The organism is Candidatus Beckwithbacteria bacterium (assembly GCA_012797845.1).
GTDB lineage: Bacteria > Patescibacteriota > Microgenomatia > UBA1400 > UBA1449 > JAAZOH01.
Genome location: JAAZOH010000031.1, coordinates 1 through 12,909, shown reverse-complemented (window position 1 = coordinate 12,909; position 12,909 = coordinate 1). Strand labels below are relative to the sequence as shown.

Sequence of the window (12,909 nt, the reverse complement as noted above, 5' to 3'; positions counted from 1 at the left end):
TTTTTGGGCTGATGGCTACTTTGCTGAAACCATAGGTAAAACCAATTACTTACAAATAAAAAAGTACATTAAAGACAATAAAGAAATTATGCCAGAGAAGGATTAAAACCACGGTCTTTAGACCGTGTGTAGTTTATTTGATTTATTATTTACTAATTTGATATAAAAAATAATACTAATATATATTATAAAAATCAGAAAGGAGGGGTAGATTAGTATAAAAAAGATTATTGAAGGTTTTTATGGGCAACAGGGGTAAAATTTTTCTATATTTTACTTAACTCTGATAATCTAAATAATTTTCCTTATAGTAATTGCGGATAAAAATAAATTTAAAATTTATTATGCGCTACTTTTCTTGTTTAGCCTGATTATTAGCGCTTTGTCTAGTAGGTTGCTATCTTTTTTTATTTGCTATTTTTTTTGTTTTTTCAATTAAAAATGATTTTTTTTATTAAAAAAATATTATTTTTATCTTCTAACTATCTTTTTAAAATAAAAGACCAAAAAAATAAAATAGGGCATTTTATTATCCGCAATAAATTTCGGATAAATATATCTTTTCCCTGCGTTTCGTAATATTCTATAAAATTTTAATTGCAAAGAAACTAAAAGGTGATGCAAACCCCCAACTTTTTTATTTTTTTATAGAATTTTGAGCATTTCGGTTTTTAAAAAGCTTTCAAAATTAATGTAGCATAGAATTTCTAAGCTAAAGCTAATCCTATTTAGCCCTCATTCTTATGTCCATATTAATTATCTTATCTTAAATTGTCCCTAATGGTTTCTACCCCTGTTTGTATATCTGTTTTTTAAACCCTTTTACAATAAAACTATCAAATTTTTAATAACTTTCTAATTAACTAGTAGTTCTACTTTAGTATGTAGACCACCTTGTTTATTGTTCAAGTTCTGCACTGATTTTCCGTAACTACTTTTCTTGATAACTTAATCATATAGTTCCTATAAATTATCATGGATTGTCATGAGCTATTGTGATTTTAAGCCACCACTAGGGGATTATTAGATTTTTAAAACGTTTTTGTTTTTAATTACTATCATGACCATAACGTTGGTTAGACTATGTCTGTATTAAAGTTCTTAGGACATCTTGATCTTACATACAGTCACCACTTTGTTTTTTCTCTCAAAAAATATAAAGCAAACTAATGATCAGCTTCTATTTTTCTTGGGAACTGGTGAGCATATTAGTCCTTGTAATTCATTTAAATCAATTAAATATTATTAGGTTTTTATTATATTCCATTAGGTGCTGCATGTAGTTGAACTATGAAGAGATAGTGTCAGCAGTTCTGCCTTTATTTTGATAGGTATAGTGGTTTGCAATAGTTTTATTTTGAAAATGATTAAAATCTCTGCCACCAACAATTTGTCACCGATAGTTAAAAAAATAAGCTTTTTATTTTGTTATTAATTTGTCACCAGATAGTTGTCATCAGTTTGATGATATTAATAGTGTTGTCTTTTTATCAATTTAGCAATCGGTGTTGTAAATTGAAACCATTTTTATTAAATCTGGTGACATTTAATACATAATAAAAACAGTTGATAGCAAATAGTTACTATAATTACTAGCAATTATTTATACCAATCAATAATCATGTGGAAAACTTACATTTTGTGTGGAAATGTTTGAAGCGTTATAAAAAATGGGAAATTTTAGACTCTTATTACGTTTTGTGTTCTTTTTTGCTTAGTTTTTTATGAAGAGCTTGAGTAGAAAAAACGTTTTTAACAGGCTAGCTATAAATTATTCTGATTACTAACATTCAATTAATATGTATAAAATAGATATATTTATTAGCTTTAAAATCTATAAAGAATAAATAAATTGCTCATTAATAAGATAGCATTTATCTATTGCTATTTTAAAATGAAAAAGTATGCAATGATATAATACGGTATATGAAAATAAACTTATTTTTTCTTGTGGTGTTTTGTCTTGCTTTACTTGCTTGCCTAAAAACTGCGAGCATAGTGTGTGCTCAAGAAAAAACAGCTTCAATAGCAGGTGTGGAAACTGTTGCTTCCATGTCAGCCCAGGAGCAAGCAGCTAGTTCTGCAGCTATGATAGAAGCAAGCCAATCGTCAATTGTAAAAACAGTAGTAGAGAAAGAACCCGATATCACCGAGCCTAAACCAGAAGTTAAAGGTAAACTAGAAAAAATTTTGGAAGAAAACCCCGTGGGGTCACTTAATCCGTTTACGGTTTTACGGCATGGTATTCGTTATGCGGTAGCCAGAGGAGTTCCAGCCAACACCATTGTTTTAATGCTTTTATTTCCCCTGATTGCCACTGTAGTAGTCATTGCTCGTCATGTGATCGGGTTGCAGAGTTTTGGTATTTTTACGCCAGCTTTGCTTTCAGTCGCATTTTTAACAACTGGTTTGGCAACTGGTATTGCTTTATTTATCATGATCTTATTGGTAGCAACAGTAGTGCGAATGGTGATGAAACGTATTAGATTTCAATATCTACCAAGAATGGCGGTTTTTATCTGGTTTGTCTCCATGGCTGTTTTGTCTGTTTTGATTGTATCGCCAGCCATTGGTAGGGAAGAGCTGATTACTATCGGGATTTTCCCAATTCTAATTCTAATTCTGCTAGTTGAAGATTACCTTGATCTACAAATTACTCGGAGCTTTTCTAAAGCAATGGCTATTACTCTGGAAACAATTGTTGTGGCTATTGTCTGTTTTTATCTAATGAATTGGGAGTTCTTGCAAAAATTTGCCTTGGTTAATCCTGAATTTTTTGCTCTAAGTTTGTTGGTGGTTTTAACCATGGTTGAACGATATACTGGCATGCGTTTATTGGAAATTTGGCGGTTTCGTAAGATTATAAAGTTTTAAACTTCCTAACTATCTCTATTGCTTCTTATTATGGTAAAGATTCATGACTTACTAGGTATGAATGCCAGGAACCTGACCTACTTGAGGCTCAATAAGGTTAAAGGTAGAAGAATTGCTGACTCAAAGCTTTTAACAAAGCGAGTATTGCGCAAGTATAAAGTGCCACATCCTCGCTTAGTTAAATTGATGACAAATAGTACTCAAGTTCAGCAATTTGACTGGTTATCTCTTAAAAAAGGTTTTGTCATAAAGCCAAGTGATGGTTGGGGAGGTGAGGGGATTTTGGTCATCAAAAAAGCAAGTAAGTTTGCGGGTGAATGGATAGAAATGAATGGTCGGAAAATTTACGTAGAAGATTTAAAACTTCACGCCTTGGATATTTTGGAAGGTAGGTATTCTCGCAACAAAGCTCCAGATCGGGTGATCATTGAAGAACGGGTCAAAATCCACCCTAAATTCAGAAAATATGCACGAGGAGGGACGCCTGATGTTCGAGTCATTGTTTTTAATAGTATTCCAGTCATGGCTATGTTGCGGTTGCCAACCAGGGAAAGTAACGGTAAAGCTAATTTACATCAAGGAGCCGTTGGTTTGGGTTTAGATATGGCTACCGGTATTACTACGCACGGTATTTTGCACTATCAAAAAACCATCACTCATATTCCGGAAACCAATAAAAAAGTTAATGGCTTACGAGTGCCATTTTGGGAAGATCTTTTAAAGATTGCTGTTGATGCTCAACGAGCTTCAGGTTTGGGTTTTGTGGGTGTTGACCTTTTAATTGATGAAGATGATGGTCCATTGGTAGTTGAGCTTAATGATCAACCAGGTTTACAGATTCAGATGGCTAATCAGCAAGGATTACTTAAGCGTTTACGTCGCATTGATGATTTAGAATTGATTTCCCCATATAAGGGCATTCAAATTGCGCAAATTCTTTTTGCTGAACGTTTTGCTGATAAGGTTAAGTCTAAAGATGGTCGTAAGATATTGGGCATCTTTGAAAAAGTTAAAATCAAAGTTAATAAACATAAGCGATATGAGGTAGTTGCTAAGATTGATACCGGAGCTTATAGCGTTAGTATTGATTATGATTTAGCTAAAGAATTAGGGTTGCTTGAACCCCAACATGTTTTATGGGAGAAAAAAGTCCGATCTTCTTTGGGGGTAGAGAAGCGGCCGATTATCCAAATAGAATTTTGGCTACAAGGCAAAAAAGTTACTGCTCTGGCTCATGTGTCTAAACGCAAACATTTGCGAGCTCAAATGTTGATTGGCCGTAAATATATCAGGGAATTTTTAATCGACCCTGGTATTGTTAAGAATTTTTAAATAATCTATTCATGTCTTCATCTGATTTAGTTTATCAAATCACCGCTACTTATCTTAAAAATCACTACCAACTTTCTCCTCAAAAAAAACGTCATTTTTTTTACCGAGCCTATGTAGCTACTAAGAATCCTGACGTTAAAACTATTTTCTTTGGAGAATCTAAGAGCTATACCTTAAGCTGGGGGAAACAGGTAGTTACTACCTATCAAACCAGCCTTCAAGCTACTATAGATCGGATTATTAAAACCTTTGCTGAAAAAGAAATTAAGAAAATTAATGACCAATATAAATACAATCAGTATCTTAAATATCCAGAACTCAAAGCCTACAGCTCGCTTTTAAAATCACTACTATATCTTGATATCTATGGGCAAAAGCCAGATTTGAGCCAGATCAAAGCAGGACCAATATTAGAGCGGTTAGTTGGTAATCAGGACTTTATTGCTTGGGCTAGTGTAGCGGCGGTCAATACAGTTTTTTTAAGTAAACACCTGGGATTAGTTGATCGTGAAGTTGCTTTTATTGCTTCATTCCAAAAAGCCTTTTCCGAACCTAAGCCAAAAGATAAACTTTGGTTGACCAACTATATTTATGGTTTAACCCACATGATTATTGGTGACAGTTTTTACTACCAATTAAAAATTAATCCAACTAAATTCACTTGGATTTTAAACGTCTTTGAGCAGTACCAACAAGAAATTATGACCATTTTAAGCTTAGATATTCAAACCGAAGTAGCTTTGTGCTTTAAGTTTTTAGGCAAGGCTGATCATCCTTTAGTTAGCCAAATTATAGCAAGGCTTGATCAAACTTTTGATCGAGAAAGAGGCTACATCAGAGTCAAAGAGACAAGCACTTTAATTTCAGCTGAGCACACCAATGCAGTTGCACTGATCCTGTATAATTTTGAGCAGATAAAGTTGCAATAAATATGAGTGGAAAAGAAGGTGCTTCTCCAAAACCAGATATTTGGGTTAAAGAGCAAATATTAACTCCTGAAGAACGTGCCCAAGTTCTTGCTTTCGAAGCAGATTTAACTAGAGGTGAGTTACCTTTTCAGTTAGAGACCGAAACTGGAAAAGTTGAAGCAAAGGCCAAGGGATTGGAAAAAATTTGGCAACCTCAGGTTAGAACGATTGAATTTTATTTGGATTATTTTTTAGATGATAAAGGTTGGGAGGCTTTGCAAACGATACTTACTTTCCCAGATGAAACAGAGAGACCTCAAGACCTTTCTACTCTAAGTAGCTTTTTATATTCATACTGTTTAGATCCAAGAGTTGATGAAACAAAGCTAAAAGAACTGGCTGAAGCCAGTCGAGAATTTGCTAAGACTACGCTTGCTGAACAACTAAGTAGATTAAATAGTGAAGACCCAAACCTTAGTCAAATAAAAGATCCCACCAGAATCAAGATCATTCTCAACCCTGAGTTATTTTTAGCAAAAATGCAAGACTATCTGGTGCTGGATACATACCATCAGATTCAAGTCGAAGCTTTGGTAGATAACACAGACTCTGTTTCAAAAGCCAGTCTGGCTGTGCTAGAAACGCATAGAACCAGATTAAGAGATATTATTGGTCAAAATTATGCCACTGTTTTATGGCTGATCAGACAAACTACCAGTAATCCCAGTGATTCCACTAATCAGCAGAGACTAGTTCAGTTAAAAGAGTTTATGAAAGTCATTTCTGTTTCGGAGGAAATTGAGGAAGTGGCTGAAGTGTCAGATGAACTGGTAGAAAACTATGTTTTGAATGATGATCGAGATCTGAAAACCTGGACTAAGCAACTCATTGGAGCAATTGCCCAAAGGGAAAAGGCTCAGATAACAGCTATCGATATTGCGCAAGTTGAAAAAGACTACGCTGCCCAGCAAGCTCAAATTAGTGTTACACAGGAACAAAGAGACAAATTTAATGAATTATTTCCAGAGGGTGTTGAGGCTAGCGCTTTAGTGACAATGATCAGTTCTCTTTTAAAAGAGCAAGGTATTACTGTTTACTTTGATCAATTTGAACAAGTTGTTCCAAGTGAAAGCGGTTGGAGTATTAAGATTGTTGAGAGAAGAAACAGCATTTTGGTTTCATCTAGAAAAAGAGAGATTTTAATACCCTCTGAAACAAGTAGAAGCTTAATACAAACAATAAGAGGATTATTATTTGTCAATTCAGAGGTGATTCAAATAGAAAATAGAGCTAGATTATCTAAAGAAAATGATGCCGGAAGTTTGCAATTACTGGCAGAAGTTGGTATGGCTAAATCTGTAGGAATTAATGATATTATGCCTGATTATTGGAGAGGTAAGGCTTTGGAACTAGAGCGATGGGCAGCAGCTCAAAGAAGACTAGAAGGAGCTAGTTTAGCTGAATGTGTTTGGGCTGCTTACAAAGAGCTAAAAGACAGAAAACCTGATACAAATAATCTTGTGCTTCTTAGACAAGCTTTTGTCAGAGTTGAAGCACTGTTTGACAATGCTGGCTGGCTGGCTGATAGATCGCCACTATTAACAAGCGCTAGTCCACTAAGCCATATTAGTGGAGTTGCTTTACACGAAGATATCAAAGACCAAAAGATGGAAGAATTGCTTTTGATTGGAGGTATTAATGTAGAACAATTAATGCAATTACATCATCTAGGTGTGATTGATTTGCAAAACAGAGAAGATTTAATTAGAATAGCGGAATCTCCTGTAGGAGAAACTCTTAAAACTATATGAATTTCTAATGAAGCGGCTTCTAGTCATTCAACATAATTCTCAACAGCCCAACTCTCAACAGCAAATCCAGGCGTATTTTGAAGATAAAGCTACAATTACTTTTGTTGATTACGACAAACTACTATTTATTTTAGATCAGAATAGTTATAAAGTTTTGGCTCATAATCTAGATATTTCCAGTTTTGATCTGATTTATTTTAAGTTTTATCATCATATTCTTTATCAATCACTTTTAGCTTTGAATCCAAAACTGCCCATAGCAAGAACGGTTAACCAAGCTTTAGTAATCAATAAACTTTACCAATACTGCTGCCTAGCAAGAGAAAATCTGTCTTTCCCGTGCACAATTTCTTCTAGAGATAAACAAGTCATTTTACAGTGGGTATCTGATTTGCATTTTCCGGTTGTAGTAAAGCCTTGGAAAGGGAGTTTTGGTGAAAAAACTGTTTTAATTCAATCTATGGTAGAGTTGGAAAAATACGTCAACCGTAAAAGTTTTACCGACAACTTTTATCTTTTTCAAAAATATGTTGACAATGATTTTGACCTACGAATTTTGGTAGTAAAAAGTCAAGTCAAAGCTGCTTTTAAACGTTTACGAACTAGTCAAACAGAATGGCGTAACAATCTTTCTCAGGGTGGAGTAGGGATTTCTTTGGGTGGAGAGCAACTACCACCTGGAGTGGAAGCTTTAGCTATTAAAGCAGTTAAAGCAGTTGGGTATCAGGTAGCTGGAGTTGATGTTGTTTTAGATAAGATAACTAACCAGCCTTATGTTTTGGAAGTAAATGCTTCGCCTGGTTTTTATCCTTCGGTCAAAAAAGCTCTACTGGTTTATATGGCTAAACTATTGGATAATAGAGCCTTATGATCGATTCTGCATATCAAAAAACACTTCAGGACTTTTCTGGTTCAGTAGTTGGCATTGGTGTGACCGCTTTTAACCGGATTGGTCCGAGTTTCTTTTTGCCCAGTTACCAGATTATTTGTGCTAAAAAATCCAGTGATTTACCAATTTTTAAAGATAATGGCATTGCAGTCCAGTCGGTGGAAGGGGATTTTGGTAAAAAACTGCGCAGCTACAACTCACTGGAAATTTTACGCAGTCAAGCTGTTCAGGACTACCTAAACGCCTTGCCTCAACCAGTCTGGATTTATCTCTACCGATCTTCAGCTAATATCGAAGAAATCTGTGATAAGCAAGGTTGGCAGGTACTGACTAACCGTAGCCATTTACGAGATAAATTTGAAAATAAAAAATACTTCCGACAACTTTTAAAACAACTAAACTTACCTCTTATCAAAGGTAAAACTATAGCTTTGAATGAGTTGAAAAAACCAAACGCCTGGCAATCACTAGTTACTGAGTTAGGAGATAAACTGGTGTTTCAGCTGACTGAGATGTTTAAAGGTGGTGGCATTGGGACGACTTTTGTTTTTTCTCAAACTGATTTTGAACAATTTTTACAAAAAGTCACCACTTTAAAAGAGGAAAGAGAATTAAGCCATGTCAATGTGGTGCAATTTATTCAAGGTTTTAATAGCAGTATTACTGGTTGTGTGACTAAGTATGGAATTTTACATGGACCAGTCCAAACTCAAATTATTGATCAGATAGTTAGTGAAGGAGATAATAAACATGGTCGCTTTTGTGGGCATGATTGGAGCTTTAAAGCTTACTCAGAGAATGTCCAGAACCAAGCCAATCAGATTGTGACCAGATTTGGCGAACACCTAGCAAAAGAAGGGTACAAGGGCATTTTTGGCCTTGACCTGATGATTGACCAAGCTTCTGGAACTGTCTATTCTATTGAATGTAATCCCCGTTATACCGGAGCTTTTCCAGTCTATACCATGCTGTCACTGGAGATAGGGGAAACACCGTTTGATGTCTTTCATCTGATGGAACACCTTGATTTGGAGTATGAAGTAGATATTGAAACTGTAAACAGAACTTTACAACAGGCTAAAAGCGGGGCTCACCTAGTGCTGCACAACCGTAAAGAAGAGTGGGTCAAAGTCGGTGGCCACATGCCAGCTGGTGTATGTACATTTGATGAAGGAAATATTGTCTGGCTACGGCCAGGTTTTAAACCTAGTCAGATCCAAGCTGATAATGAATTTATATTCACAGATGGTTGTCCCCATCAAGGGGATTTAATTAAACCGGGCTTACGCTTTGGTAAGCTAATTTTTAATAAAGGGATTTTAGATCAAAATCAACAGCTTCAAGATTGGACCAAACAGTTGGTCGAAAAATTTTACCAAGCTATGGGTTTTGAAGTTGCCTCTGGATCTTAGGCTAGGCGATTGACAGCATTGAGGCTTTCAAAAGCTTGCAAAAGCCTATTTTTCAAACTTTCTTCACCAGCCCGCAGCCAAGCCCGAGGATCGTAATACTTCTTGTTAGGCTGATCTGGCCCTTCAGGGTTGCCCAGCTGGCCTTGAAGATAGGCTTCATTTTGTTGGTAGTAGTCTTTAATTCCTGCCCAAAAAGCCCACTGCAGATCTGTATCCAGATTCATTTTAACCACCCCATAAGAAACAGCTTGGGCAATTTCTTCTTGGGTGGAGCCAGAGCCGCCATGAAAAACAAAATCAACTGGTTTGTCAGGAGTGGTAAATTTAGCCTGAATGTGCTTTTGGCAATTGTCTAAAATTTCAGGTTTTAGAACCACGTTACCGGGTTTATATACTCCATGAACGTTGCCAAACGTAGCAGCAATAGTGAACTGATCACTGATTTGACGTAACTGCTCATAAGCATACGCTATATCCTCTGGTTGGGTATAGAGAGCTTTATTGTCAACCGAAGTATTGTCAACTCCATCTTCCTCACCACCCGTAACTCCAATTTCCAGCTCAAGGGTCATTCCCATCTGACTCATTTGCTCAAGATACCGTTTACAAATTTCAACATTATCTTGTAAAGTTTCAACTGACAAATCAAGCATATGGGAGCTAAACAGAGGTATGCCATGTTTATCATAATAGACTTTACCAGCTTCAAGTAGGCCATCAATCCAAGGTAGGAGTTTTTTGGCAGCATGATCGGTATGTACCATAACTCGAGCTCCATAAATCTGAGCCATCTGATGAATGTAAGTAGCTCCAGCAATAGCACCTTGGATAGCAGCCTGATGATTGCTATTATCAATACTTTTACCAGCCAAGAAACTAGCTCCACCATGGCTAAATTGAATAATAGCTGGACTATTTACAGAGACAGCTGCTTCTAAAACAGTATTGATACTATTGCTGCCAACCACATTAGCAGCGGGTAGGGCATAGCCTTGTTCATGGGCGTTGGTAAACACGGTTTGCACAGTTTTGCCAGTAATAACACCTGGTTGTAGAGATAAAGCCATATTCCTCCTTTATATTAGACTTATTGCTATACTTACACTATAGCAAGAGGATAGTCGGATTAAAAGTCAGTGGAAAAGTAGTTAGAAGTTTTCCACAATTTAATCACATAAAAAATTAGCTTTGTAGTACAATCAATAAATACTAGACATCCTATAGCAATATATATCTATGACCCATAATAAAAATAAAGTGATAGTTGGTTTATCAGGCGGAGTTGATTCGGCTACAACTGCTTATTTACTCAAGAAACAAGGCTATCAAGTAGCTGGAGTTTACCTGCAATGCTGGGATATGCCAGGTTGTGCCACTGACCCCAATCGTAAAGATGCCCTGAAAGTAGCCTTAAAACTAGAAATCCCTTTTCAGGTTTTAGATTTTCGCAAAGAGTATAAGACTAGAGTCATTGAGTATTTTTACAAGGAGTATGAGGCAGGGCGGACCCCAAACCCAGACATTTTGTGCAACAGTGAAATCAAATTTGGCCTGTTTTATAACTGGGCCCTTCGACAAGCTCAGGGCAAGTCGCCTAGAGCTGATTTTGTGGCTACAGGCCACTATGCCAAGATCCACCAATTGAAGGCTAAAAATTCTGAAGAAAACATGTATGGACTTTTTTCTGCTAAAGACACTCATAAAGATCAGTCATATTTTTTGTATCGATTAAGAGTGGAACAACTACCACACATCCTTTTTCCTTTGGGTACTTTTTTAAAATCAGAAATTAGAAAACTAGCATCTAAAGCTGATTTGCCTGTGGCTGCCAAAAAAGACTCTATGGGTATTTGTTTTATTGGTGATATCGATGTTTCCAAAATGCTTAAAGAGCGATTTGGAACTAAAAAAGGAGAAGTACAACTGGCTGATGGAACGGTAATAGGTGAACATGAAGGCTATTGGTTTTTTACTATTGGCAAAAGAGGTAATTGGAGATTAAAAACTAAAAGCGAAAAACTAAAAACTAAAAAGTTTGATTTTGCTAGCTTACCTAAATTATATGTGATTGGAATCAAATCAGAGGAAAATATAGTGGTGGTAGGAGAGAGAGAAGAAGTGATGAAAACTGAATTCAGTATTACAGACTTACATTGGATCAAGAGTACAGATGAATCAAGAATCAAGAATCAAGGATTATGGGTAAAAATTAGGAATACAGGAGAGTTTCTTCCGGCAACATTAGAAACCAAAGAACAGAGATACAAAGTTGTGCTTAGTAAACCTGAGTTTGGAGTGTCCTCAGGTCAAAGCTGTGTCTTATATCAAAAAATCAGAGAAGAGTATTTGGTTTTAGGAGGAGGAGTAATTTCAGCTTAGTTTCTCTGTTGACTTTGAGCTTTATTTTGCATACAATAACAAAGCTAAAATTTACATATGAATTGAGATTATTTACCAGTTTACGCGTTTTAAATCTTAAAAACCCGCCAAACTGGTGGGTTTTTTCATTCAAAATTAAGCCGTTCTTTGAAAAATTAATAACTCACATCTTATATCTTTAAAACGGGAGAGTAAGATGTGGAAGAAACAACTATCTTTTTTTAGATAGTACTCGTTAATTCTTTATTTAAAGTAATTTCGGTCGATAACGGCCAAAATTTTTACTGAGAGTTTGATCCTGGCTCAGGATGAACGCTGGCGGTGTGCCTTAAGCATGCAAGTCGAGCGAGAACCCTTCGGGGTGACAGCGGCGGACGGGTGAGGAATACATAGGAACATACCCTTTAGTGGGGAACAACCTGCCGAAAGGTGGGCTAATACCGCATGTGCTCGCAAGAGTAAAGAGCGTAACTGCTCGCTAAAGGAGTGGCCTGTGTGCTATCAGCTTGTTGGTAGGGTAATGGCCTACCAAGGCTATGACGGCTAGGGGGCGTGAGAGCGTGGCCCCCCACAAGGAGACTGAGACACGGCTCCTACATCTACGGATGGCAGCAACTGGGAATCTTGCGCAATGGGCGAAAGCCTGACGCAGCGACACCGCGTGGAGGATTAAGGCCTTCGGGTTGTAAACTCCTTTTGTATGGGAATAAGTTTCGTCTTTGGCGGAGTTGAAGGTACCATACGAATAAGCACCTGCTAACTACGTGCCAGAAGCCTCGGTAATACGTAGGGTGCAAGCGTTATCCGGATTTACTGGGCGTAAAGAGTATCGTAGGCGGTTTGGTAAGTGTGTGGTGAAATCCGTGGGCTCAACTCACGAATTGCTGCGCATACTACCAAGCTAGAGATTGCTAGAGGATGCTGGAATTCTCGGTGGAGCAGTGAAATGCGTTGATATCGAGAAGAACACCAAGGGCGAAGGCAGGCATCTGGAGCACATCTGACGCTGATGAACGAAAGCTAGGGTAGCGAAAGGGATTAGAGACCCCTGTAGTCCTAGCCGTAAACATTGTTCACTAGTTGCCCCATTCGCAAAGGTTAGCTTTGGCTAGTTTTTGCGAACGGGGTGACGCAAGCTAACGCGTTAAGTGAACCGCCTGGGGAGTACGGCCGCAAGGCTAAAACTCAAAGGAATTGACGGGGAGGCGCACAACCAGTGGAGCATGTGGTTTAATTCGATACAAAGCGTTGGACCTCACCTGGGTTTGACATGTACCTGCACGGTCGATGAAAGTCGACCTTCT

9 protein-coding genes and 1 other annotated feature are annotated in these 12,909 nt (G+C 37.1%); of the genes, 8 read left to right on the top strand and 1 reads right to left on the bottom strand.

Annotation, left to right across the window (positions count from 1 at the left end; genetic code table 11):
- The 7 genes from GYA49_03960 to GYA49_03930 form a co-directional block, all read left to right on the top strand.
- Positions 1–106: IS200/IS605 family transposase (locus tag GYA49_03960; protein ID NMC36174.1), on the top strand; the 106-nt coding region annotated here is incomplete at its 5' end.
- 1,820 nt (positions 107–1,926) lie between these two features.
- A complete protein-coding gene (locus tag GYA49_03955; protein NMC36173.1) occupies positions 1,927–2,874 on the top strand; it encodes a hypothetical protein in 948 nt (315 codons plus the stop codon).
- 30 nt (positions 2,875–2,904) lie between these two features.
- Positions 2,905–4,206 (top strand): alpha-L-glutamate ligase-like protein, encoded by a 1,302-nt coding sequence (locus tag GYA49_03950; protein NMC36172.1) that lies wholly within the window; start codon positions 2,905–2,907, stop codon positions 4,204–4,206.
- Between the two features lie 11 nt (positions 4,207–4,217).
- Positions 4,218–5,135: a DUF3541 domain-containing protein gene (locus GYA49_03945; GenBank protein ID NMC36171.1), complete on the top strand. Its 918-nt coding sequence runs from the start codon at positions 4,218–4,220 to the stop codon at positions 5,133–5,135.
- Positions 5,136–5,137: 2 nt separating this feature from the next.
- Entirely contained in the window at positions 5,138–6,925 is a 1,788-nt protein-coding gene (locus GYA49_03940) for a hypothetical protein (GenBank protein ID NMC36170.1), read from the top strand.
- 7 nt (positions 6,926–6,932) lie between these two features.
- Positions 6,933–7,796, top strand: coding sequence for an ATP-grasp domain-containing protein (locus tag GYA49_03935; GenBank protein ID NMC36169.1), 864 nt, complete (start codon positions 6,933–6,935; stop codon positions 7,794–7,796).
- Positions 7,793–9,226 (top strand): ATP-grasp domain-containing protein, encoded by a 1,434-nt coding sequence (locus GYA49_03930; protein NMC36168.1) that lies wholly within the window; start codon positions 7,793–7,795, stop codon positions 9,224–9,226. The genes GYA49_03935 and GYA49_03930 overlap by 4 nt, the downstream gene beginning before the upstream one ends.
- Here the strand turns inward: GYA49_03930 and fbaA are convergent.
- A complete protein-coding gene (gene fbaA, locus GYA49_03925; GenBank protein NMC36167.1) occupies positions 9,223–10,293 on the bottom strand; it encodes a class II fructose-bisphosphate aldolase in 1,071 nt (356 codons plus the stop codon). The genes GYA49_03930 and fbaA overlap by 4 nt on opposite strands.
- A gap of 169 nt (positions 10,294–10,462) precedes the next feature.
- On the opposite strand from fbaA, the gene mnmA reads away from it, so the two are divergent.
- Positions 10,463–11,605, top strand: a complete 1,143-nt coding sequence (gene mnmA, locus GYA49_03920; GenBank protein NMC36166.1) for a tRNA 2-thiouridine(34) synthase MnmA — start codon at positions 10,463–10,465, stop codon at positions 11,603–11,605.
- Between the two features lie 279 nt (positions 11,606–11,884).
- Positions 11,885–12,908: a sequence feature (possible 16S ribosomal RNA but does not have good blast hits on one or both of the ends), on the top strand.
- Position 12,909: the final 1 nt, after the last annotated feature.